General features: G+C 64.0%; 20 protein-coding genes. 8 read left to right on the forward strand and 12 right to left on the reverse strand.

Annotated features, from left to right (window positions below):
• The first annotated feature begins 57 nt into the window (after positions 1–57).
• The 5 genes from pqqB (at position 58) to PPL01S_RS12150 (ending at position 5027) form a co-directional block, all read left to right on the forward strand.
• The gene (gene pqqB / locus PPL01S_RS12130; protein ID WP_028625703.1) at positions 58–969 is read left to right on the forward strand and encodes a pyrroloquinoline quinone biosynthesis protein PqqB; all 912 of its coding nucleotides are present in this window, start codon (positions 58–60) and stop codon (positions 967–969) included.
• Between the two features lie 121 nt (positions 970–1090).
• Positions 1091–1846: a pyrroloquinoline-quinone synthase PqqC gene (gene pqqC, locus PPL01S_RS12135; protein WP_028625704.1), complete on the forward strand. Its 756-nt coding sequence runs from the start codon at positions 1091–1093 to the stop codon at positions 1844–1846.
• A complete protein-coding gene (gene pqqD / locus PPL01S_RS12140) occupies positions 1843–2118 on the forward strand; it encodes a pyrroloquinoline quinone biosynthesis peptide chaperone PqqD (RefSeq protein WP_016393244.1) in 276 nt (91 codons plus the stop codon). Before pqqC ends, pqqD begins: the two co-directional genes overlap by 4 nt.
• Complete coding sequence (pqqE, locus tag PPL01S_RS12145; protein WP_028625705.1) at positions 2090–3238, forward strand: pyrroloquinoline quinone biosynthesis protein PqqE; 1149 nt, start codon at positions 2090–2092, stop codon at positions 3236–3238. The genes pqqD and pqqE overlap by 29 nt, the downstream gene beginning before the upstream one ends.
• Complete coding sequence (locus PPL01S_RS12150) at positions 3204–5027, forward strand: alpha/beta hydrolase family protein (RefSeq protein WP_028625706.1); 1824 nt, start codon at positions 3204–3206, stop codon at positions 5025–5027. The genes pqqE and PPL01S_RS12150 overlap by 35 nt, the downstream gene beginning before the upstream one ends.
• A gap of 86 nt (positions 5028–5113) precedes the next feature.
• On the opposite strand, the gene PPL01S_RS24650 is transcribed toward PPL01S_RS12150, so the two are convergent.
• Together PPL01S_RS24650 and PPL01S_RS12160 are read right to left on the reverse strand one after the other, a co-directional pair.
• Entirely contained in the window at positions 5114–5272 is a 159-nt protein-coding gene (locus PPL01S_RS24650) for a YqaE/Pmp3 family membrane protein (protein WP_008095322.1), read from the reverse strand.
• Positions 5273–5410: 138 nt separating this feature from the next.
• Positions 5411–6691 carry an aspartate aminotransferase family protein gene (locus PPL01S_RS12160; RefSeq protein WP_028625707.1) on the reverse strand — a complete coding sequence of 427 codons (1281 nt, stop codon included), beginning with the start codon at positions 6689–6691 and terminating at the stop codon, positions 5411–5413.
• A gap of 203 nt (positions 6692–6894) precedes the next feature.
• Between PPL01S_RS12160 and PPL01S_RS12165 the strand changes: the two genes are divergently transcribed.
• Positions 6895–7818 (forward strand): LysR family transcriptional regulator, encoded by a 924-nt coding sequence (locus PPL01S_RS12165; RefSeq protein WP_016393248.1) that lies wholly within the window; start codon positions 6895–6897, stop codon positions 7816–7818.
• Between the two features lie 231 nt (positions 7819–8049).
• Here the strand turns inward: PPL01S_RS12165 and PPL01S_RS12170 are convergent, their stop codons facing one another.
• The 10 genes from PPL01S_RS12170 to bioB all read right to left on the reverse strand — a co-directional run bounded on the left by PPL01S_RS12170 (position 8050) and on the right by bioB (position 21180).
• Positions 8050–9828, reverse strand: coding sequence for an acyl-CoA dehydrogenase C-terminal domain-containing protein (locus PPL01S_RS12170; protein WP_028625708.1), 1779 nt, complete (start codon positions 9826–9828; stop codon positions 8050–8052).
• Between the two features lie 128 nt (positions 9829–9956).
• A complete protein-coding gene (locus PPL01S_RS12175) occupies positions 9957–11240 on the reverse strand; it encodes a GGDEF domain-containing protein (protein WP_028625709.1) in 1284 nt (427 codons plus the stop codon).
• A gap of 230 nt (positions 11241–11470) precedes the next feature.
• On the reverse strand, positions 11471–13603 hold the full coding sequence (locus tag PPL01S_RS12180; protein WP_028625710.1) for a cytochrome-c peroxidase: 2133 nt from the start codon (positions 13601–13603) through the stop codon (positions 11471–11473).
• 627 nt (positions 13604–14230) lie between these two features.
• A complete protein-coding gene (locus PPL01S_RS12185; RefSeq protein WP_016393252.1) occupies positions 14231–16036 on the reverse strand; it encodes a phenylacyl-CoA dehydrogenase in 1806 nt (601 codons plus the stop codon).
• Positions 16037–16337: 301 nt separating this feature from the next.
• Entirely contained in the window at positions 16338–16607 is a 270-nt protein-coding gene (locus tag PPL01S_RS12190; RefSeq protein ID WP_016393253.1) for a hypothetical protein, read from the reverse strand.
• Between the two features lie 117 nt (positions 16608–16724).
• A complete protein-coding gene (bioD, locus tag PPL01S_RS12195) occupies positions 16725–17405 on the reverse strand; it encodes a dethiobiotin synthase (RefSeq protein WP_028625711.1) in 681 nt (226 codons plus the stop codon).
• 10 nt (positions 17406–17415) lie between these two features.
• A complete protein-coding gene (gene bioC, locus PPL01S_RS12200; protein WP_028625712.1) occupies positions 17416–18234 on the reverse strand; it encodes a malonyl-ACP O-methyltransferase BioC in 819 nt (272 codons plus the stop codon).
• Positions 18227–18955: an alpha/beta fold hydrolase gene (locus tag PPL01S_RS12205; protein ID WP_016393256.1), complete on the reverse strand. Its 729-nt coding sequence runs from the start codon at positions 18953–18955 to the stop codon at positions 18227–18229. Before PPL01S_RS12205 ends, bioC begins: the two co-directional genes overlap by 8 nt.
• On the reverse strand, positions 18948–20120 hold the full coding sequence (bioF, locus tag PPL01S_RS12210) for an 8-amino-7-oxononanoate synthase (RefSeq protein ID WP_016393257.1): 1173 nt from the start codon (positions 20118–20120) through the stop codon (positions 18948–18950). The genes PPL01S_RS12205 and bioF overlap by 8 nt, the downstream gene beginning before the upstream one ends.
• A 1-nt stretch (position 20121) precedes the next feature.
• A complete protein-coding gene (gene bioB, locus PPL01S_RS12215; protein WP_028625713.1) occupies positions 20122–21180 on the reverse strand; it encodes a biotin synthase BioB in 1059 nt (352 codons plus the stop codon).
• 89 nt (positions 21181–21269) lie between these two features.
• Here bioB and PPL01S_RS12220 point away from each other — a divergent pair, with 89 nt between their 5' ends.
• Together PPL01S_RS12220 and PPL01S_RS12225 are read left to right on the forward strand one after the other, a co-directional pair.
• Positions 21270–22007, forward strand: a complete 738-nt coding sequence (locus PPL01S_RS12220) for a ComFC family protein (protein WP_016393259.1) — start codon at positions 21270–21272, stop codon at positions 22005–22007.
• A gap of 26 nt (positions 22008–22033) precedes the next feature.
• Positions 22034–22798, forward strand: a complete 765-nt coding sequence (locus PPL01S_RS12225; RefSeq protein WP_028625714.1) for a TOBE domain-containing protein — start codon at positions 22034–22036, stop codon at positions 22796–22798.
• The last annotated feature ends 11 nt before the right edge of the window (positions 22799–22809 follow it).

Here is a 22809-nt window from a genome sequence, read left to right on the forward strand (position 1 = left end):
CTCGGTCCGCCGGGGCGTCGTCGTTTTTCAGGAACGCATTCCGGACAGACAACAGCCATGTACATCCAGATTCTCGGCTCCGCCGCCGGCGGCGGTTTCCCCCAGTGGAACTGCAACTGCGTCAACTGCAAGGGCTATCGCGATGGCACCCTGCGCGCCGCGGCACGCACCCAGTCATCCATCGCCTTGTCCGACGACGGCGAGCACTGGATCCTGTGCAATGCCTCGCCCGACATCCGCGCCCAGCTCCAGGCATTCGCCCCCATGCAGCCGGCCCGGGCCCTGCGCGACACAGGCATCGATGCCATCATCCTGCTCGACAGCCAGATCGACCACACCACCGGCCTGCTCAGCCTGCGCGAAGGGTGCCCGCACCAGGTCTGGTGCACCGACATGGTCCACCAGGACCTGAGCACCGGCTTCCCGCTGTTCACCATGCTCAGCCACTGGAACGGTGGCCTGCAGTGGAACCGCATCGCGCTCGAAGGCAGCTTCGTCATCCCGGCGTGCCCCAACCTCAGGTTCACGCCCTTCCCCCTGCGCAGCGCCGCGCCACCCTACTCGCCGCACCGCTTCGACCCGCACCCCGGTGACAACCTCGGGCTGCTGGTAGAGGACACGCGCAGCGGCGGCAAGCTGTTCTACGCCCCCGGCCTCGGCCAGGTCGACGACAAGCTGCTGGCGATGATGCACGACGCCGACTGCCTGCTGGTGGACGGCACGCTGTGGGAAGACGACGAGATGCAGCGCCGCGGTGTCGGCACCCGCACCGGCCGCGAAATGGGCCACCTGGCACAGAACGGGCCCGGCGGCATGCTTGAAGTGCTCGACGGTTTCCCGCGCCAGCGCAAGGTGCTTGTCCACATCAACAACACCAACCCGATTCTCGACGAAGACTCCGCCGAGCGCGCCGAAGTCCAGCGCCGTGGCGTTGAAGTCGCCTACGATGGCATGAGCATCGAGTTGTAATGCACGCGGTCGCTGTGGGAGCTGGTTTGCCAGCCATCAGGCCAGCCCTGGCAGAGGGCAAGGGCTTCGCCCTTGATCGCCGGCAAGCCGGCTCCCACAGGTTTTCAAAGGAGCCAGCTGAATGAACGACGCACTGCCACTGTCCCCGGCCGAATTCGAACAGGCCCTGCGCGCCAAGGGCGCCTACTACCACATTCACCACCCCTATCACGTGGCGATGTACCAGGGCCGCGCCACCCGCGAGCAGATCCAGGGCTGGGTAGCCAACCGCTTCTATTACCAGGTCAATATCCCGATGAAGGATGCCGCGATCCTGGCCAACTGCCCGGATCGCGAAGTCCGCCGCGAGTGGATCCAGCGCCTGCTCGACCACGACGGCGCGCCAGGCGAGGACGGCGGTATCGAAGCCTGGCTGCGCCTGGGCCAGGCCGTGGGCCTCGACCCGGACCAGCTGCGCTCCCAGGAGCTGGTGCTGCCCGGCGTGCGCTTTGCCGTCGACGCCTACGTCAACTTCGCCCGCCGCGCCAGCTGGCAGGAAGCGGCCAGCAGCTCGCTGACCGAGCTGTTCGCCCCGCAGATCCACCAGTCGCGGCTGGACAGCTGGCCGCAGCACTACCCGTGGATCGACCCCGCCGGCTACGAGTACTTCCGCACCCGCCTGGGCCAGGCCCGGCGTGATGTGGAGCACGGCCTGGCGATCACCCTGCAGCACTACACCACGCGGGCCGGCCAGGAGCGTATGCTGGAAATACTGCAGTTCAAGCTGGATATCCTCTGGAGCATGCTCGATGCCATGAGCATGGCCTACGAGCTGAACCGCCCGCCTTATCATTCCGTCACCCAGGACAGGGTGTGGCACAAAGGGATCGCCTTATGAGTTTCGACCGCAACCAGGTACCGAACTGGCGTCCGGGCTACCGTTTCCAGTACGAGCCGGCGCAAAAAGGCCACGTGCTGCTGTACCCCGAGGGCATGATCAAGCTCAACGACAGCGCCAGCCTGATCGGCGGTCTGATCGACGGCAAGCGCGACGTGGCGGCGATCATCGTCGCGCTTGAACAACAATTCCCTGGTGTGCCCGAGGTCGCCGACGACATCGAGCAATTCATGGAGGTGGCCCGTGCCGAACACTGGATCACCCTCGCCTGAGGTGCCGATCGGCCTGCCGCTGTGGCTGCTGGCCGAGCTCACCTACCGCTGCCCGCTGCAGTGCCCGTACTGCTCCAACCCGCTGGATTTCGCCGAGCAGGGCAAGGAGCTGACGACTGCGCAGTGGTTCAAGGTGATGGCCGAGGCGCGTGAAATGGGCGCAGCGCAGATCGGGTTTTCCGGCGGCGAACCCCTGGTGCGCCAAGACCTCGCCGAACTGATCGGCGAAGCCCGGCGGCTGGGCTACTACACCAACCTGATCACCTCCGGCATCGGCCTCACCGAAGCGCGCATCGCTGCGTTCAAGGAGGTCGGCCTGGACCATATCCAGATCAGCTTCCAGGCCAGCGACGAGCAGGTGAACAACCTGCTGGCCGGCTCGAAGAAGGCGTTCGCGCAGAAGCTGGAGATGGCCCGGGCGGTGAAGGCGCATGGCTACCCGATGGTGCTCAACTTCGTCACCCATCGGCACAACATCGACAAGATCGACCGCATCATCGAGCTGTGCATTGCCCTGGAAGCCGACTTCGTCGAGCTCGCCACCTGCCAGTTCTATGGCTGGGCGCACCTCAACCGCCTGGGGCTGCTGCCAACCCGCGAGCAGCTCGAGCGCGCCGAACGCATCACCAACGAATACCGGGCCAAGCTCAAGGCCGAGGGCAACCCCTGCAAGCTGATCTTCGTCACCCCGGATTACTACGAGGAACGCCCGAAGGCCTGCATGAACGGTTGGGGCAGCCTGTTCCTGACCATCACCCCGGACGGTACCGCCCTGCCCTGCCATGGTGCCCGGCAGTTGCCGGTGCAGTTCCCCAACGTGCGTGACCACGACCTGCGGCACATCTGGTACGACTCGTTCGGCTTCAACCGTTTCCGTGGCTATGACTGGATGCCCGAGCCCTGCCGCTCTTGCGACGAGAAGGAAAAGGACTTCGGTGGCTGCCGCTGCCAGGCCTTCATGCTCACCGGCGATGCCAGCAAGGCCGACCCGGTATGTGCCAAGTCGCCCGACCACGGCATCATCCTCAAGGCCCGCGAAGAGGCGCAAAGCGCCGATCTCGCCATCGAACAGATGACCTTCCGCAATGAGCGCAACTCCCGTGTCATCGCCCGCGGCTGAATTCAGCGCCGCGCAGGCCGTCGCCGCCGGCACCGACTTCGCCGAACTCAAGGTCAGTGCCGACGGGTTGTTCTGGAACGAGTTCCGACCGGCCGACGGCGCCTGCCGGGTGTGGCGCTGGCATGGGCAACAAGCCACTTGCCTGACCCCGGACGGCTTCAGCGTGCGCAGCCGGGCCTACGAATACGGTGGTGGCAGCTTCTGCCTGGGTGGCGACGGCTTGCTGTTCGTCAACGAGCAGGACCAGCAGGTCTATACCCAGCCACTGGAAGGCGGCGCCCCCCGCGCACTGACGGGCGATAGCGCCAGCCGCTTCGGCGATGTGCAATGGCACGACGGCAAGGTGCTTGTGGTGCAGGAGTGCCACGCAGAGTCGGTTGAGCACCGCCTGGTCGCTTTCGACGAAGACTCGCTGGAAATACTGGCCGAGGGCGCCGACTTCTATGCCTCGCCCACCTTGAGCCGCGATGGCGCGCGCCTGGCCTGGATCGAATGGGACCGCCCCGCACAGCCCTGGACGATCACCCGGCTGATGTGCCGGGAACGTGACGCCACGGGCGCCTGGGGCTCGGCCCACTGCATCGCTGCGACTGACGAGTCCCTGCAGCAACCGCGTTTCGATACTGAAGGCCGACTCTACTGCCTGTCCGACCGCAATGGCTTCTGGCAGCCGTGGGGCGAAATCGACGGCCATTGGCAAGCCTTGCCCGCCGCACCTGCCGACCATGCGGCCGCGCCCTGGCAACTGGGCGCCTGCACCTGGCTGGCACTGGGGCCCAAAGCCTACCTGGCCACCTGGTTCGAAGACGGCTTCGGCCAGTTGGGGCTGCGCACCGCCGATGGCCGTCTGCAACGTTACGCCAGCGCCTACACCCGCTTTCGCAGCCTGGCCCTGGATGACGAGCACCTCTACGCCATCGCCACATCGCCCATCAGCCCGCCTGCCGTCATTGCCGTCGACCGCGCGAGCCACGAGGTGCATATCCTGGCAGGGGGCGCCGAAGTTCTACCAGACGACTGCATCAGCCGACCCGAGCCGATCCACTACGACAGCGGCGGTGAGGTTGCCCATGGCTTCTTCTACCCGCCAGCGCGTGCGCAAGGCCCGGCGCCACTGGTGGTATTCATCCACGGCGGCCCGACTTCCGCGTGCTACCCGGTGCTTGACCCGCGCATCCAGTACTGGACCCAACGAGGCTTTGCGGTTGCCGACCTGAACTACCGCGGCAGCACCGGATACGGCCGCGCCTATCGCCAGGCGCTGCACCTGCGCTGGGGCGAAAGCGATGTGGCAGATGCCTGCGCGGCCGTCGAGCACCTCGCCGCACAGGGCTTGGTCGACCGCAGCAAGGTCTTCGTTCGCGGCGGCAGCGCGGGCGGCTATACCACACTCTGCGCCCTGGCCTTCCATGATGTATTCCGGGCCGGCGCCAGCCTGTACGGCGTCAGCGACCCGATTGCCCTGGGCCGCGCCACGCACAAGTTCGAGGGCGACTACCTGGACTGGCTGATCGGCGATCCGCAGCGCGATGGCGAACGTTACCAGCAGCGCACTCCGCTGCTGCATGCAGCGCAGATCAAGGTGCCGGTGGTTTTCTTCCAGGGTGAGCTGGACGCCGTGGTGGTGCCAGAGCAGACCCGGTCGATGCTCGAGGCGTTACGCGCCAATGGCATCGAGGCCGAAGGGCATTTCTATGCCGGGGAGCGGCACGGCTTGCGCAAGGCCGAGAACCTTGCGCATGCGCTGGAGGAAGAGTGGAAGTTCTATTGCCGGGTGTTGGGTCAGTAGCGGCCTCATCGCCGGCAAGCCAGCTCCCACAAAAGCCTGTGGGGTACCTGTGGGAGCCGGCTTGCCGGCGATGAGGCCATGAACGGCTAACGCTTGGCGATGATGTACACCGCATGCACGATCCCCGGAATGTACCCCAGCAAGGTCAGCAGGATATTCAGCCAGAACGCCCCGCCGAACCCCACCTGCAGGAACACGCCCAGCGGCGGAAGAATGATGGCGATGATGATGCGAACGAAGTCCATGCGAGTCTCTCCTGAAAGGGTCTAAACAGAGACTAGCCGCGCAAGGCAGAGGTTCCACAGGCAAAAAAAACGCCCCGGGCCAAGTGAATCAGGCCAGGGGCGATGCGCAGAAACGCCAGACGGTTCGTAGAATTCGTGTTACGCCGATACTTCGCGGCGGGCATGCTGTTGCGCATGCAGGCGGGCAAAGGCCCGGGCCAGGCGCAGGAGCATTTCGTCGATGTTGCCCTTGCTCACGGTCAGCGCCGGCGACAAGCGCACCACGTCCGCTTGCGGCGCATTGAGCAGCAGGCCTTCATCCAGGGCCGCCCGGACCAGCTCCGCAGCCAGGTTGTCCTGCAGCTGCAGGGCCCAGAGCAGGCCCTGGCCGCGCACCTCGCCCTGCCCATAACGCCCGGCCAGGCGGCTCAGACCATCGCGCAAGTGGCGGCCGCTGTCCTGGACATGCTCGAAGAAGCCCGGCTCCAGCACGGTGTCGAGCACGGCCAGGCCCGCTGCGCTCATCAGCGCATTGCCGTGGTGGCTACCTTCCAGCTCGCCGGGTTCGGCGCAGCAGGCGCTGCCACGGGCCAGCAGGGCGGCCAGCGGTACGCCACCGCCCAGGCCCTTGCCCAGGGTGACGATGTCGGCGCGCACGCCGTAGGTTTCTTCGGCCAGCAGCGCGCCACAACGGCCGATACCGGTCTGCACCTCGTCAAGGATCAGCAGGATGCCCAGCTCACGGCAGAGTTTTTCCACACCCTGCAGGTATGCCTTGGTGGCCGGAATCACACCGGCCTCACCCTGGATCGGTTCGAGCATGATGGCCACGGTGCGCGAGTCGACTTGCGCATGCAGCGCCGCCAGGTCGTTGAACGGCACCTTGCTGAAACCGGGCAGGCCCGGTTCGCAACGGTTGCACGGCAGCGGATCGGATGCCGAAAGTGCGCCCAGGCTACGGCCATGGCAGCCCTGGTTGGCCGTGATGATGTGATAGGCGCCGTTGCGGTGCAGCTGGCCCCACTTGCGCGCCAGCTTGATCGCCCCTTCACAGGCTTCGGCACCACTGTTGAGCAGGTAAGCCTGGTCGCTGCCGGTGCTCTTGCACAGGCGGTCGACCAAGGCCAACAAGCCGCGGCTGTGATAACCGGCCCCAGGGTTGATCAGCGCCTGGGCCTGGTTGCCCAGCGCCTTGACCAGCACGCTCGGGCTATGGCCAAGGCTGTTCACCGCACAACCCTGGGTGAAGTCCAGGTAGGCGCGCCCCTCGCTATCCCACAACCACGAGCCCTGGCCACGCACGAAAACATGCTCGGCACGTGCACTGCCTGGCATCAGGCGCTCGCGAGACACCGCCGGGGCCGGGGCTTCGGTCACCGGCGCACGCTTGGGCTCGGCAACCGCGGCAGGGGCCGAGCGGCGCAGGTTGAACAGGTTCATTGGGGCTCCAACCAATCACGGTAAAGGGCGGCCAGGGTCCGGTCTTGCTGCCGGCGCTTGATAATTTTGCCTTGCCTATCAAAAGTGTTTTTCCAACGCGGTAACAATGCGTCGCTGTAACCCGTTGCAATGCGGCGATAGACTAGGCTTCGGCGGCGCGTGCGGCCATTCCGTTTTTCCAGCTTTTTCGATAAGTGTTAGTTATGGATTTTCGCCAACTGCGTTATTTCGTCGCGGTGTATGAAGAAGGCCATGTCGGCCGTGCTGCCGAACGTCTTTCCCTGTCCCAGCCGGCACTCTCGCAACAGATCCGCCAGCTCGAACACAGTCTCGACCTGAGCCTGTTCGAGCGCAGCAACAAACGCCTGCTGCCGACCTTGGCCGCGCACACTTTGTACAACCATGCCCTGCCCTTGCTCGACGGCCTGCAGCGTGCCCACGAGGCGATGCGCAACTTCAAGGGCCAGTCGCTGCGTACCCTGGCCATCGGCGTATTGCAGACGGTGCGCCCCAGCCTGGTGCCGCAGTTGCTGGAGCGGGTGCGCAAGGCCCAGCCGCACCTGGTCGTGCAGATCTATGAACTGTCGGGTCTGGAGATCGAACGGCGCCTGCTCAATGGCAGCCTGGACATCGGCATCAGCTACCTGCCGCCGCGCCAGCCAGGCCTGCACGGCATTCTGCTGTATGAAGACGAACTGCAACTGGTCATCCCGGATACCCACCCTTTGAAGGACTTCAAGAAGGTGTCCATCAGGCAGGCCGCGGAGTTGCCCATGTTGATGCTTGGCGAGGAGTTCCAGATCCGCCAGATCTGGAAAGAGCAATTGGCCAACCAGGGCCGCCGGCCCCAGGTCCAGGCCGAAATGAACAACATGGCTGGGATTCTCGACAGCCTGGCCCACACCGCACTGGCCACGATCCTGCCCGGTCGGGCCAAGGATGCCGCTGAAGATGAACAGGGCTTGCTGTGGAAACCGTTGAGCGAACCGCGGGTTCCGCTCAAGGTCGGCCTGGTGTTCCGGGACGCCCAGCGTCAGCAGGCGTCGGTGGAACTGCTGCGCAACCTGCTGGAAGAAGAGGTCGATGCAAGGCCGTTGGGGGCCTCGAAGCTGGATGTGCTCGGCTGAAAAACACGCGCACAAAGAAAACCCCGCCTAAGCGGGGTTTTCCAGACTGTTTCCCTGTGACATCCCTATCGCCCCGCCACCCTGGCAGGAATTCCTTCGTTGTCCCTGTTCTGTCCTTTGCACATCCTGTGCAACGTCCATGAACAAAGATTAACCGTGGATCCAATCTGAGGCTAGTGGCGAAAAGTCACCACGTCGTGTAGGAAAAAGCTTACACGCGCCTTCCAGGGGTCAGAACTGCTCGGCGTCGAGCAGATACAGCGACTCGCTCCCCGCCTTCACCGACGCCACCAGCGAGTCCACCCGTGGCAACAGGCGGTCGAAGTAGAAGCGTGCAGTGCCGAGCTTGGCCGAATAGAACGCCTGGTCGCCCTCGCCTGCCTTGGCGGTGCGCGCCATCAGCGCCCACATGTAGGCATAGGCGACATAACCGAAGGCGTGCAGGTACTCCACCGAGGCAGCGCCAATTTCGTTCGGGTTGCCTTTGGCTTGCTCCAGCACCCACTCGGTCAGCCCATCGAGCTGGTCCAGGCGAGCGCCCAACGGTTTGACGAATTCGGCCAGCTCGCTGCCGGCGGAGGCAATGAACTGGCGGATTTCATCGGAGAACAGCCGGTAGTACGCGCCACCGCTGGCCACCACCTTGCGCCCCACCAGGTCCAGCGCCTGGATGCCGTTGGTACCTTCGTAGATCTGGGTAATGCGCACATCGCGCACCAACTGCTCCTGGCCCCACTCGCGAATGTAGCCATGGCCGCCGAACACTTGTTGGCCGTGCACCGTGCACTCCAGCCCCAGGTCGGTCAGGAATGCCTTGGCCACTGGCGTCAGCAGCGCCACCAGCTCTTCGCTGCGCTTGCGGGTGGTCGGGTCTTCGCTGTACTTGGCGCTGTCCAGTTGCATGGCCACGTAGGTAGAGAAGGCGCGGCCGCCCTCGATCAGTGCCTTCATGGTCAGCAGCATGCGCCGCACGTCCGGGTGCACGATGATCGGGTCGGCAATCTTTTCCTTGGCCTGCGGCCCGACAGGGGCGCGGCTTTGCAAGCGATCGCGAGCGTACTCGACGGCATTCTGGTAGGACCGCTCTGCCGAGGCCAGGCCCTGGATACCCACGCCAAGGCGCTCGTAGTTCATCATGGTGAACATCGCCGCCAGGCCCTTGTTCGGTTCACCAACGATGTAACCCACGGCTTCGTCGAAGTTCATCACGCAGGTGGACGAACCCTGGATGCCCATCTTGTGCTCGATCGAACCGCAATTGGCCGGGTTGCGCGCACCCAGGCTGCCGTCTTCGTTGACCAGGAACTTCGGCACCAGGAACAGCGAAATACCCTTGGGCCCTGCTGGCGCGTCCGGCAGCTTGGCCAGCACCAGGTGGATGATGTTCTCGGTCAGGTCATGCTCGCCGCCGGTGATGAAGATCTTGGTGCCGCTGACCTTGTAGCTGCCATCGGCCTGGGGCTCGGCCTTGGTGCGGATGATGCCCAGGTCGGTACCGGCGTGGGGCTCGGTGAGGCACATGGAGCCAGCCCAGACGCCGCCATACATGTTCGGCAGGTACTTTTCCTTGAGGGCTTCGCTGGCGTGGGCATTGATCGACAGGCAGGCGCCGGCGGTCAGCATCGGATACAGGCCGAAGGCCAGGCTCGAGGCATTGACCATTTCCTCGACCTGGGCCGAGATGGCCTTGGGCATGCCCATGCCGCCAAACAGCGGATCACCGCCCACGCCGACCCAACCGCCTTCGGCGTAGGTCTTGTACGCTTCGGTGAAACCGGCGGGCGTGCGCACGGCGCCGCTGTCCCAGTGGCAGCCTTCTTCATCGCCGGAGCGGCTGAGCGGGGCAATGCTCTTGCCGGTGACCTTGCCGGCTTCTTCCAGCACGGCCATGGCGGTGTCGGCATCGACCGCTTCGGCGAGCTCGGGCAGTTGCGCCCATTGCTCGGCCACGTTGAAGACTTCGTTCAGAACAAAGCGCATGTCGCGCAGGGGAGCTTTGTAGTCTGCCATCACAACCTCTGGCTTGGTCGGGGTCGGGGGCGGTCCGGAAGGGGCCGCGGCTCGGGGTTGAATCCGAGTGTAACCGAACAACTTTTTAGAGACATAGGGTCATCAAGCGACCAATAAGTCATGCTCGGTCACGCGGTGCGGACCGCTCCACGCTGCGATTGTTGCCCATGGACCATGACACAGTTACGTCCGGCACCCTTGGCATTGTAGAGCGCCTGGTCGGCGGACTTGAGCACTTCCTCCGGGTTGCGGTGATCGGCCTGGCGCTCCGCCACGCCGATGCTGATGGTGACCGACACCGTGCCAGCGCCGTTGCCACCGCGGCGTTGACGCCCCGTCGAGTCGTCCTGCGGGCGGTTGTTCTGGTCGCGCAACTGCATGACGTAATTGGCGATCATCTCGCGCACCGCCTCGACATGCGGCACGCACTCCTCCGCGGTCTTGCCCGCGAACACCAGGGCAAACTCCTCGCCACCGTAACGATAGGCTCGGCCACCGCCGGTGACTTTCGACAAGCGGCTGGCGACCAGGCGCAGCACCTGGTCGCCCACGTCGTGACCGTGGGTGTCGTTGAATTTCTTGAAGTGGTCGACGTCGGTCATGGCGATCACGTAGCTACGCCCCAGCCGCTGCATGCGCTCGTTCAGGGCGCGGCGCCCCGGCAGACCGGTCAGCTCGTCACGGAAGGCCATCTGGTAAGCCTCGTGGGAGACCGCGGCAGCGATCATGAGCATCACCTGACTGCACATGATGTTCAGGGTAAACGGCAGGATGAAGGTCTTGGGCAGCATCCAGAAGATACCCACCAGGCCGATCAGCTGCGCCGCGTGCAAGGGCCTCGGCTCGCGCAGATACTGCACCACCAGCAGGATGAAGACACCGATGAACAGTGGGTAGACCATCTGGATCAGGCTCATCCACTGGCCATGCAGCGCTGGCCAGCGGATTTCCGCCAACCAGGTCAGCAACGCCTCTGGGAAACTCTGCTCCAAGGCCACCGCGACGCTGCCGACGGCGAACAGCACGGCAAAGCGGGCCAGCAAGTCCTGGGCGAGGTGGGTGCGTTCCTGCCAGGCGCCGAACAGGCCGAACAATGCCGGTAGCAGCAGGCAGACCAGGTGGAAGATCACCGCGGCGTCTTCACGCACATGCGCGTTGTCGCGGTAGTAGTCGGTCTGGGTGTCGAGCAGGAAATAGGCGATGTACACCGTGACCATCAGAAACAGCTCGCGCTGACGACGGTATACGGCGCAATAAGCACCGCCCAGCAACAGCACCAGCGTGGGCAGTACATTGAACAGTGAAGTGAAGAAGACGCTGAGGTCTCTTACATAAGCCGCCGCAAGCCCTGCCAGCAACAGAAACAACGAAGGCAGAAAGTGGCTCACGCGTACAGCGTTTGGACGAAACAAGGGTAATCTCCGACCCGGCAGATCAATAATGGCATTGTGCCCCTACTTCATCGGCAGCGCACTTGAATAGATGAGGACAAAGGTGATTAACGGCAGCAGGGGCGCAAGGCTTGAGCTTTTCCTGTCACTGGCTCCCGGGGCTCGCGCAGCGACCCAGCCAGCTGAAACCCGCCTGCCGCTGTGGGCAGACGGGTTTCCATCACACGCCAGTGATGCAAAAGGAGAGATTGTTACAAGTCGTTATTGAACGGCAGCAGCGGCCCCTGCAAAGCGGAGCGACCTTGGGCCCCCACGGCATTGAGTTGGAAAATGGCGTCCTGCGCTGGCCGAGAGGTGGTCGACGCGCCTTGCGCGACGGCGTTCTCATCGCCCTTCTCACCCTGTGGCAGCATCAGCGAGGGGTGATCGAACGGAGCCCGTTCCCACGCCACGCGCGGATCGAGCAAGCCGACCTCCATGAACTTGACCAGTGCATCCACTTCATCTGCGGTCAGGTTCAGCGCGGTCATGTCCGGGTCAAGGTTGGAGCCGTTGTGCTGATTGACGGCCGGGTGTTCGAAACCGCTGGTGTTGCTGGCGTCTTCGCCACGGCGATCGCCGCCGCGGTTGTAGAACTCCATGACCTGTTGCAGCGTTGCCCGGCTGCCGTTGTGGAAGTACGGACCGGTCAATGCAATGTTACGCAGCGTCGGGGTCTTGAAGGCGCCATCGACCGAGTCGCGGAAACCGACACTGGGCTTTTGCGTCGGGTCGCAAGGGACTGCGGCGCTCAGCGGCGCCTCGAAGGTGCAGACATCGACATCCAGTGGGTCAGGGATATTCCCGCCTTGCAGCAGGGTGTTGTACTGACGGGTGAAGGACAATGGATGGCCCCAGGGGTCCGCAGCGCCCAGCGCCAGGTCTTCGGCGGTCGGGCGCACACCGGTGTTGTAGAAACCGTTGTCGTACAGCGTGGTCAGGCCATCCGCCATGACCATGCGTTCGATGCGCTCACGCGGCTCGAACAGCAGCCGACTGGCCGCGTTGGTCAACTCCGCGCCACCATGGCAGGCCACACACTTGCCCTTGCCCAGGAACAGCTCCATGCCTCTCACCTGCTGAGCGTTCATCGCGCTGTGGTCGCCCTGCAGATAGGCATCCAGCGGTGCCTGGTCGGAGATCAGCGTGGCCTCGTACATCTGAATCGCCAGCCCGAAGAACAGCGAGAAGTTCGCCTCCATCTGGCTGTAGGGCTGGCCGCCCAGCGACACCTGTTGCGTGGCATTCCACAGGCGTGGCTGGAATGCGTCTTTGATCAGTTCGCGGTAGGTCGGCCGGCGGGCACTGGAGACAGGCCCGAGCACCGAATCGGTGGGCGAGATCTTTTGCCCCTTGAGCATCATGCTGTCGAGCAGACGCCGGCCGATGTCAGCGAAGGTGCGCCCGCCACAGGACATTTCCACCGCGCTGCCGGGAGGCCCCACGGCTTGCGAGGCCGCCGAGGCATCCTTGAGGGCCAGTCGTGCCTTGACTGCCACGCCACTGCGATCCTTGGTCACGAAGATGGCTGCGTCAGGGTCGCGATTACCGAACGGCGAGAAGCCGTTGAACACATTGTTGGCCCGACCATCCCAGAAGTTGCGGACGTTGAATGCCGCATTGATGACCGACGGCGCATTGCGCCCGGTGCTGCGCCGCACGTTGATACCGCCCACCTGGAAAATCCCGTCAGGCTGCCGTGTGCATTGGTCGAAGCGCGATTGCCTGGGTTTGACGAAGTTGGCCTCGATCACGCCTTGTGAGCCGATGACGTCATCCGTGGAATAGACGATCATCGAGTTGCGATCCAGAGGATTGGCCAGCACGTGGGTCGGAAAATCGCCTTTTTTCAATGTGTAGTTCGGGCCGCCCTTGCCACCGGAGAGGGTGGTGTAACTGGGCACGTCGCCAGGAATATCGGCGGCCGTGAACGGCTTGTTGAAGATCGATGCAACGTTCGCATTGGTATTGGCCTGGCCAGGGTTGATCTGGTTGGTGACCCGGTGATCGACACCGGCGTGGTAATGGCAGGACGCGCAGGCGGTGGCGCCGTCACTGCCGACCGCCATGTCCCAGAACAAGGCCTTGCCCAACGTGATGGCTGCCACACGATTGATCACATAGTCGGACATCAGATCGACCTTGCGGCCATCCTCGGTACCTGAAGGGTCCGGCGGGAGCATGCCACGCAGTGAACTCAGGCTGGGCACTTCCGGCGCTTGCGCAGCGGCTTCGGCCGGGTCAGCGGCCCGAGCGCTCATGAACGGCAGGCCGACAGCGGCGAGGGTCATCGCTGTCGCACAGGTCAGGCGGGGGATTCGCAACGCTCTCAGATATTCGACCATGATGAACTTCCCGATTCAGCACGGAGTAGCCAGCTCCGTTTTTTGCCTGTGTCGAGATGAACTCATCTGCTATCCATCTTGCAGCTCGCAGCTTCAGCCACTTCAACTCAAAGTTGTTCGGGCAGCGCGAGGCCTCGCTGGCAAGGTAATCTCTTGGCTCAGGTTATTTTTAAAACCGATCGTTCACGCATCGCAGTGCGCTTAATGCCAACATAGCTGTAACAAAGTATTTCAGCTGGAAAAAATCAGTATTTTTTTATACCGACTCATTCAGAGATTCATGACGATAAATTCTGACCCGCGCGCTTCCTCAATTTCGGTGTTAGTTCCCCACCACTATTGGGTGCCATTCCCCGAACACCTTGCTTTCCCTGTTCGCCCAACGCCTGGATTCGTCGGCAAAATGAGCATCTTGGAAACTGGCAATGTATTTGCTAACTCAAACTGAGCAGCAGTAATTATTTGGATTCAGGCAGAAGCCTGAAGTCGCGTCAGCTAACAAAATTGCACGTAAGCGCAAGTTACACGGCCATTGTATTTTCACTTGCTGATCGAACTACCTTATTTGAATGCCAAAAAAAAACGCCACTCACGAGGAGCGGCGTTTGTTGAGTCCTTCACTCAGGTTTAATAACCCAGCGAGAAGTCTTCTTCCTTCATGTCCATCAGGTTGTTGGCGCCTGACAACATGGTGGCCACGTGAGTACGGGTACGCGGCAGGATGCGCTGGAAGTAGAAGCGCGCGGTCTGCAGCTTGGCGGTGTAGAACGCCTCCTCGCTGGTGCCGGCTGCCAGTTTCTCGGCCGCCAGGCGGGCAATGTCGGCCCAGAAGTAGGCCAGGCACGCGTAACCGGAATACATCAGGTAATCCACCGAAGCGGCGCCCACTTCCTCGCGGTCTTTCATCGCCGCCATGCCAACCTTCATGGTCAGCTCGCCCCACTCCTTGTTCAGCGCGGCGAGCGGCCCGACGAACTCCTTGAGCGCATCGACGCCTTCCTGCGCCTGGCAGAACTTGTGCACGATCTTGGTGAAGCCCTTGAGCGCTTCGCCCTGGGTCATCAGTACCTTGCGGCCGAGCAGGTCGAGTGCCTGGATGCCGGTGGTGCCTTCGTACAGCATGGAGATACGGCTGTCGCGCACGTTCTGCTCCATGCCCCACTCGGCGATGAAGCCGTGGCCACCGTAGATCTGTACGCCATGGTTGGCGGCCTCGAAGCCGACTTCAGTCATGAAGGCCTTGGCGATCGGGGTCAGGAAGGCCAGCAGGGCGTCGGCCTTCTTGCGCTCTTCCTCATCCTGGCTGTACTTGACGATGTCTACCTGCTTGGCGGTGAAGTACACCATCGCACGGTTGCCTTCGGCGAAGGCTTTCATGGTCAGCAGCATGCGACGCACGTCCGGGTGGACGATGATCGGGTCGGCCGCCTTGTCCGGAGCTTTCGGGCCGGTCAGGGAGCGCATCTGCAGGCGATCACGGGCGTATTTCAGGCCACCCTGGAAGGCCACCTCGGCGTGTGCCAGGCCCTGCAGCGCGGTACCCAGGCGTGCAGTGTTCATGAAGGTGAACATGCAGTTCAGGCCCTTGTTGGCCGGGCCGATCAGGTAGCCGGTGGCGCCGTCGAAGTTCATCACGCAGGTGGCGTTGCCGTGGATGCCCATCTTGTGTTCGAGGGAACCGCAGCTCACGCCGTTGCGCTCGCCCACGCCGCCTTCGGCATTGGGCAGGAACTTCGGCACGATGAACAGCGAGATGCCTTTGGTGCCGGCCGGGGCATCGGGCAGGCGGGCCAGGACGATGTGGACGATGTTATCGGCCATGTCGTGCTCACCGGCGGAAATGAAGATCTTGGTACCGCTGACCTTGTACGAGCCATCGGCTTGCGGCTCGGCCTTGGTGCGCAGCATGCCCAGGTCGGTGCCGCAATGCGGCTCGGTCAGGCACATGGTACCGGTCCATTCGCCGGAAACCAGCTTGGTCAGGTAAGTGTGCTGCTGCTCTTCGGTGCCGTGGGCCGAAATGGTGTTCATCGCACCATGGGACAGGCCCGGGTACATGCCCCACGACCAGTTGGCGCCGCCGACCATTTCGCTCAGGGCCAGGCCCAGCGACTCAGGCAAGCCCTGACCACCGTGGGCGACGTCGTGCGCCAGGCTCGGCCAGCCGCCTTCGACGAACTGCTCGTAGGCTTGCTTGAAGCCGGTCGGCGTCTTCACACCGGATTCGCTCCAGGTGCAGCCTTCCAGGTCACCAACGCGGTTCAGCGGGGCCAGCACCTGCTCACAGAACTTCGCGCCTTCTTCAAGGATCGCATCGACCATGTCTGGCGTTGCGTCCTGGCAACCCGGCAGGCTCTGATAGTGCGCCTCGTAGCCGAGCAGCTCGTCGCGGACGAAACGAATATCACGCAAGGGGGCTTTGTAATCAGGCATTGCGATGAACCTCTGTGATGAGTTCGGTAGGGAGACCGCTGATACCGACCAGCTCTTGGTGGCTTTCGGTCAAACAGTTGTTTGAAACTAACGTTTAGCTCCGCTGCTTGTCAAGAAGACCCTAGTGCCATTTGCGTCACGAAAAACGGTATTTATGCCACCACAGCAAATGCCGGCCATAAACCACTGTGGGAGCGGGCCTGTCCCGCGAATGTGCCAGCCCAGACAGCCTGAGATGTCTGTTCTGCCGCATTCGCGGGACAAGCCCGCTCCCACATGGAGGTGTTCGGCCTTGTCTGGATCAGGCGTAAGTGTCGATGAACCGCCCGAGCATTTCGTCTGACGCCTTGGCGACCTTCGAGCCCAGCTCGACTTCGGTCTTGCCCAGGGCCAACTGCTGGCTGCGATCGACCGCTCTCAGGCGTTCGGCCTGAAAGTCGCTGGATTGGCTGGTGGCGGCGCGTTCGACCGTGGTGTTGGCGATCTGGCCGGCAGCCTGATCGATACGGTTCTGGCCAGTCTGGAGGGCGCCGAGGCCCGCGTAGTAGGCGGAATTGCCGGTGATTTCCATGTCAGTACTCCGGTGACGCTGGATTGGAACAGACTGAATTAAAGCAGGCCATCGCCCAAAAGGCCCGTTTAAATCCCTAATGGCCTAGTGCTAGCTGATAGACCAGGGCCATGTCCGCTAATCCAGCAAGTCCAGTTGCAGGTGCTCCGCCACCGCATCTGCCGTTGCCACCTTGAGCCGTGGCACTCGCCCAAGGCAGGGCGCCGGCAGGCGTTCAGCCAGGCTGGCAAGGTTCTCCTCGAGCCGCGATGTCCGCGGCTCGAGGATGTTGGCTACCCAGCCGGCCAATTGCAGCCCATCACGCGCAATCGCCTCGGCACTGAGCAGGGCATGGTTGATGCAGCCCAGGCGCACGCCCACCACCAGGATCACCGGCAGCTGCAGGCCGATCGCCAGGTCGGAGAGGTTGGCATGATCGGACAGCGGTACCCGCCAGCCGCCCGCGCCTTCGATCAGGGTGAAATCCGCCCCCTGATCCAGGACATACTGCATGGTGTTGAGCAGGGCCGACACTTCCAGTGCCACGCCGGCCTCGCGCGCAGCCACGTGCGGTGCAATGGCAGGCTCGAAGGCAAACGGGTTGACCATTTCGTACTCGAGCTTCAGCGTGCTTTCGTCGATCAACGCCTGGGCATCGGCGTTTCGCAAGCCCTTGGCAGTGACGGTGCAGCCGGAGGCCACCGGTTTTGCCCCCAGGGTGCTCAGGCCCTGCGACCGTGCTGCATGCAGCAGCCCGGCGGCGATGGTGGTCTTGCCAACATCGGTGTCGGTGCCGGCGATGAAATAGGCTTGGCTCATGTCACTCCTCTCATGCCCGTGGCTTGCGCATCACACCATAGACCACCTGGTAGGTGGCTGGCAGCCCCTGGGGCTGGCGAAACGCCTCGTAGGCCTGCAGCAAGCCTTGCATGCGGGCACGCCCGGTCAGGCCGGAAGGCCGCCCCGGGTTGAGGTTGTGGGCGCCCAGTGCCTTGAGTTCGTGGGTCAGGTTGCGCACATCCGGGTAGTACAGCACATGCGCCTGGCGCTGCAGGCCGACCTGCTGCAGACCACTGGCCGCGCACAGTCGCTGATAGTCCTCGAAACGGCGGAAGCGGTTCACATGGACCATGCCGTCCACCGCCTGCCAACTGGCACGCAGCTCATCGAGCGTGCCGACGCACAGGCTGCTGAATGCCAATACCCCGCCCGGGCGCAACACCCGTTGCGCCTCGTTCAGGACGCTGGCGAACTGGCCGCACCACTGCACCGCCAGGCTGGTGAACACCAGGTCGACACTGCCATCGCGCAGCGGCAAGCGCTCGGCATCGCCAGCCACGTGATAGGCCGCGCCACCCTGTTCGCCGCGGGCATGGCGCAGCATGCCTTCGGCGATATCCACCGCCACCCCGCTGGCAGGCGCGAAGCGCTCGGCCAGTACCCGGCTGAAATAGCCGGTGCCACTGCCCAGGTCGAGCCAGCGCGAGGGCGCCAGGTCATCCGGCAATTGCTCCAGCAGGCTCACGCCCACTGCGCGCTGCAGGGCCGCCACGCTGTCGTAGCTGGCCGCCGCGCGGGAGAACGAGGCCGCCACCTGGCGCTTGTCCGGCAGCGCACCGGGCAGGGTTGGACGGGATAGATCAGTCATCGCCACTCTCATGCAGGAAACTCTTGATGCCCGACGCCAGTTCCTGTGGATATTCCAGCAGGAAAGCGTGGGAACTCTCTTCGACCAGTCCGACCTCGATGTCGGGCAGCAGCTCGCTCAAGGCCTTGGCCGCTTCCGCCGGCACCAGCGCATCGCTGCCGGCGAACAGGTGCAGCTGCGGCCCGCCATAGGCCTGCAACGCTTCGCGGGTGTCCATCTGCGCCAGCACCTGGAGCCCCGTGGCGAGGTACAGCGGGTCGGTATCCGGCACGCCTACACCGAGCTGGCGCAACAGCGTGCGTGGCTGCTGGGCACCGTCGCTGCACAAGGTGCGAAAGCGCTTGAGGGTCACCGAGGCATGGCTGCGGCAACCATCGAGAAAGGTGCCAAAGGTATCTTCGGCCATGCCTGGCCAGCCCGGCCGGGCGACGAAACTGGGGTTGCTGGCCAGGGTCAGCAAACCGCAGCAATGGTCGCCACGCTTGCGCGCCAGCTCGCTGGCCAGCATGCCGCCTAACGACCAGCCGCCGAGCCAGGTGTCGGTTGGCAGCTTGCGGTCCAGGTGGTCGACCCACGCCTGGACATCGGCGTCGGCCAGCTCCGGCAGAGGCATCAATTCGACCTGCAGTCGCGCATCCTGCGCCCGCAGGCTCGCGGCCAGGGGCTCCAGTGCGGCAATGCCCAGCCCCCAGCCGGGCAGAAGGATCAGTCGGTTACGCATCGGCGGCCTCCAGCTGTGGATGACACTCGGCCAATGCATTCAACAATAGCTGTACCTGAGCCTCACTGTGCGCGGCGCTCAGGGTGACCCGCAGACGAGCGCTGCCGGCAGGGACAGTGGGTGGGCGAATCGCGGTCACCAGCAGGCCGCGCTCGCGCAGCATGCGCGACAGGCGCAGGGCCTGGGCGCTGTCACCGATCAGGATCGGCTGGATCGGCGTCGGGCTGTCGAGCAATTGCAGGCCGATCTGTTCGGCGCCTTGGCGGAACTGCCGGATCAATGCTTCCAGATGCTCACGCCGCCAGGTTTCGCGGCGCAGCAACTCCAGGCTCTTGAGCGTTGCGCAGGCCAGGGCCGGCGGCTGGCTGGTGGTGTAGATGTAGGGCCGGGCGAACTGCACCAGCGCCTCGATCAGCTCCTCGCTACCCGCAACGAAGGCGCCGGAAGTGCCGCAGGCCTTGCCCAGGGTGCCGATCAACACCGGCACGTCATCGATGCCCAGGCCGAAATGCTCGACGATCCCGCCACCCTGAGCACCCAAGGTACCCAAACCATGAGCATCGTCGACCATCAACCAGGCGCCACGGGCGCGGGCGACCTTGGCCAGCGCCGGCAGGTCGGCGAGGTCGCCGTCCATGCTGAACACGCCGTCGGTAACCACCAGGGTGTTGCCGGTGGCTTTGTCCAGGCGGTTGTCCAGACTGGCCGCATCGTTGTGCAGGTAACGGCTGAAGCGCGCCCCGCTGAGCAGGCCACCGTCGAGCAGCGACGCATGGTTCAGGCGGTCCTGCAGCACGGTGTCGCCCTGCCCCACCAGGGCGGTGATGGCACCGAGGTTGGCCATGTAACCGGTGGAAAACAGCAGCGCGCGCGGGCGGCCGGTCAATTCGGCCAGCGCTTCTTCGACGGCATGGTGCGGCGTACTGTGGCCAATCACCAGGTGCGAGGCCCCGCCACCGACACCCCAGCGCTCGGCGCCAGCCTGCCAGGCGGCAATGACTTCGGGATGGTTGGCAAGGCCGAGGTAGTCATTGCTGCAGAAGGCCAGCAACGGCTGGCCGTCGACCACTACCTGCGGCCCCTGTGGGGTCTCCAGCAACGGCCGCTGCCGATACAGGTCCGCGGCGCGCCGTTCGGCCAGGCGCGCCGCCAGATCGAACGCCATCTCAGGCAGACGCGGCGTTGTAGAACAGCTCGCTGCTGCGTTGCTCGACCAGTGCCTGCTCGATGGCGGCCTGGTGTACTTCGTCGGCATGCTCTTCACGCGCTTCAGGCTTGATGCCCAGGCGAGCGAACAGCTGCATGTCCTTGTCGGCCTGCGGGTTGGCGGTGGTCAGCAGCTTCTCGCCGTAGAAGATCGAGTTGGCGCCGGCCATGAAGGCCAGGGCCTGCATCTGCTCGTTCATCTGCTCGCGGCCGGCGGACAGGCGCACGTGCGACTTGGGCATGAGGATGCGCGCGACCGCCAGCATGCGGATGAAGTCGAACGGGTCGACATCTTCTTCCTCGGCCAGTGGCGTGCCGGCCACTTTCACCAGCATGTTGATCGGTACCGATTCCGGGTGCTCGGGCAGGTTGGCCAGCTGGATCAGCAGGCCGGCGCGGTCATCGAGCGATTCGCCCATGCCGAGGATGCCGCCGGAGCAGATCTTCATTCCGGCATCGCGGACGTAGGCCAGGGTCTGCAGGCGCTCACCGTAGGTGCGGGTAGTGATGATGCTGCCGTAGAACTCCGGCGAGGTATCGAGGTTGTGGTTGTAGTAGTCCAGGCCGGCCTGGGCCAGCGCCACGGTCTGCTCCTGGTCGAGCTTGCCGAGGGTCATGCAGGTTTCCAGGCCCATGGCCTTCACCCCTTTGACCATCTCCAGCACGTAGGGCATGTCCTTGGCGGACGGGTGCTTCCAGGCAGCCCCCATGCAGAAGCGGGTCGAACCGATGGCCTTGGCCCGAGCGGCTTCTTCCAGCACCTTCTGCACTTCCATCAGCTTCTGTTTTTCCAGGCCGGTGTTGTAGTGGCCGGACTGCGGACAATATTTGCAATCTTCCGGGCAGGCGCCGGTCTTGATCGACAGCAGCGTCGAAACCTGTACCCGGTTGGGGTCGAACTGCGCGCGATGCACGGTCTGCGCCTGGAACAGCAAGTCGTTGAACGGCTGCTGGAACAGGGCCTTGACCTCAGGCAGGGACCAGTCGTGACGTGTTGTTGCAGTTGTGCTGGCGCTCATCGGCGTTTCCTTGTTTAGGCTGTAGCTGGCGCCGAGGCACAAGTGCCCGCCAGCGCATCACGGATAGCTGGCATAGTCATGGAAGGCCTATGAACTGTCAACCTTGGTTAAAAGCACTGGTTTACAAGTGTGCGAATTTTGATCACGCGTGTTCGCTCTGCGCCACACCGGCCGAACAACCCTACCCGCTGTGCAGCGCTTGCGAGCATGAGCTGCCCTGGCTGGACGAGCATTGCCTGCGCTGCGCGCTGCCCTTGCCGATGGCCGGCCTAATCTGCGGTCAATGCAGCCGACGCCCGCCCGCCTTCGATCAGGTCATGGCGCCCTGGCACTACGGCTTCCCGCTGGACACTCTGATCAGCCGCTTCAAGCACGAAAGACAGTGGCCCCTGGGGCGCCTGATGGCCGAACTGCTGAGCCTGAACTTGCACCACCGCTTTCACGAGGGCCTGGCGAAGCCCGCGCTGTTGCTGCCTGTGCCACTGGCCAGGCGTCGCCTGCGCGAGCGCGGCTTCAACCAGGCGGGCATGCTGGGGCGCTGGTTGTCGAAAGGCCTGGGTATCCGCTGCGATGAACGGTTGCTGTCACGTACCCGCGAGACACCCGCCCAGCAAAGCCTGGATGCCCGGGCACGGCGACGCAACCTGCGCCAGGCATTCGCCCTGGCCGATGACGTATCGATCGCCGGCCTGCACGTGGCCGTGGTCGATGATGTGCTCACCACCGGCGCCACCGCCCAGGCCATCGCCCGACTGTTGCGTCAGGCCGGCGCAGCCAGGGTCGACGTGTATTGCCTGGCACGTACGGCAAAACCGGGGCAAGCTTGACGGGTCAGTCCCAGATAGGCGCCATCATGTCCCTGCCCGCCCTGCTTACCCAACACATTGCCCGTCGCCCCCAGCGCATCGCCTTGCTCCAGCACATCGCCGACCAGGGCTCGATCACCCGCGCCGCCAAGGCCGCCGGTATCAGCTACAAGGCCGCCTGGGATGCCATCGATGAACTCAACAACCTGGCAAGCCAGCCACTGGTCGAGCGCAGCACGGGCGGCCGCGGGGGTGGCGGCGCACGCCTGTCGCCCGAGGGCGAGCGGGTGCTGCGCCTGTATCAGCGCCTGCAGAACCTGCAGGCACAGCTGCTCGAAGCCGCAGAAGAATCCAGCGACCTCGACCTGCTCGGGCGCCTGATGCTGCGTACCAGCGCCCGCAACCAGCTGCAGGGCCAGGTCAGCGGGCTGCGCCGCGAAGGCCGGCATGATCGCGTGAGCCTGGCCCTGGGCAGCGGGCTGGAGGTCCACGCGCTGATTACCCCGGACAGCACCGAACGCCTGGACCTGACTCTCGGCACCATGGTGGTGGCGCTGCTCAAGGCCGGCTGGGTGCAGTTGCTCGGTACAGGCGACGAGGCCGAGGCTGGCAGCAATGTGCTCGACGCCATCATCGAAGAAGTAGTGACAGACGGGCACGAGCCCAATGAAGTGCGCCTGGCGCTGAGCAACGGGCAAACGCTGCATGCGTTTGCCGAAGCGCACTGGTTGGCGCAGCACGCCATCCAGGCGGGCAGCGAAGTACAGGTGCAGTTCCAACCATCCTCGGTGCTGCTGGGCGTGCCGGTCTAGGCATGCCCCGC

Source organism: Pseudomonas plecoglossicida NBRC 103162 = DSM 15088, assembly GCF_000730665.1.
Lineage (GTDB): Bacteria > Pseudomonadota > Gammaproteobacteria > Pseudomonadales > Pseudomonadaceae > Aquipseudomonas > Aquipseudomonas plecoglossicida.

Coding starts and splice junctions, on each gene's coding strand:
- pqqB (WP_028625703.1), top strand. CDS start 58: ATGTACATCCAGATTCTCGGCTCCGCCGCCGGCGGCGGTTTCCCCCAG.
- pqqC (WP_028625704.1), top strand. CDS start 1,091: ATGAACGACGCACTGCCACTGTCCCCGGCCGAATTCGAACAGGCCCTG.
- pqqD (WP_016393244.1), top strand. CDS start 1,843: ATGAGTTTCGACCGCAACCAGGTACCGAACTGGCGTCCGGGCTACCGT.
- PPL01S_RS12150 (WP_028625706.1), top strand. CDS start 3,204: ATGAGCGCAACTCCCGTGTCATCGCCCGCGGCTGAATTCAGCGCCGCG.
- PPL01S_RS24650 (WP_008095322.1), bottom strand. CDS start 5,272: ATGGACTTCGTTCGCATCATCATCGCCATCATTCTTCCGCCGCTGGGC.
- PPL01S_RS12160 (WP_028625707.1), bottom strand. CDS start 6,691: ATGAACCTGTTCAACCTGCGCCGCTCGGCCCCTGCCGCGGTTGCCGAG.
- PPL01S_RS12165 (WP_016393248.1), top strand. CDS start 6,895: ATGGATTTTCGCCAACTGCGTTATTTCGTCGCGGTGTATGAAGAAGGC.
- PPL01S_RS12170 (WP_028625708.1), bottom strand. CDS start 9,828: ATGGCAGACTACAAAGCTCCCCTGCGCGACATGCGCTTTGTTCTGAAC.
- PPL01S_RS12180 (WP_028625710.1), bottom strand. CDS start 13,603: ATGGTCGAATATCTGAGAGCGTTGCGAATCCCCCGCCTGACCTGTGCG.
- PPL01S_RS12185 (WP_016393252.1), bottom strand. CDS start 16,036: ATGCCTGATTACAAAGCCCCCTTGCGTGATATTCGTTTCGTCCGCGAC.
- PPL01S_RS12190 (WP_016393253.1), bottom strand. CDS start 16,607: ATGGAAATCACCGGCAATTCCGCCTACTACGCGGGCCTCGGCGCCCTC.
- bioD (WP_028625711.1), bottom strand. CDS start 17,405: ATGAGCCAAGCCTATTTCATCGCCGGCACCGACACCGATGTTGGCAAG.
- bioC (WP_028625712.1), bottom strand. CDS start 18,234: ATGACTGATCTATCCCGTCCAACCCTGCCCGGTGCGCTGCCGGACAAG.
- PPL01S_RS12205 (WP_016393256.1), bottom strand. CDS start 18,955: ATGCGTAACCGACTGATCCTTCTGCCCGGCTGGGGGCTGGGCATTGCC.
- bioF (WP_016393257.1), bottom strand. CDS start 20,120: ATGGCGTTCGATCTGGCGGCGCGCCTGGCCGAACGGCGCGCCGCGGAC.
- bioB (WP_028625713.1), bottom strand. CDS start 21,180: ATGAGCGCCAGCACAACTGCAACAACACGTCACGACTGGTCCCTGCCT.
- PPL01S_RS12220 (WP_016393259.1), top strand. CDS start 21,270: ATGAACTGTCAACCTTGGTTAAAAGCACTGGTTTACAAGTGTGCGAAT.
- PPL01S_RS12225 (WP_028625714.1), top strand. CDS start 22,034: ATGTCCCTGCCCGCCCTGCTTACCCAACACATTGCCCGTCGCCCCCAG.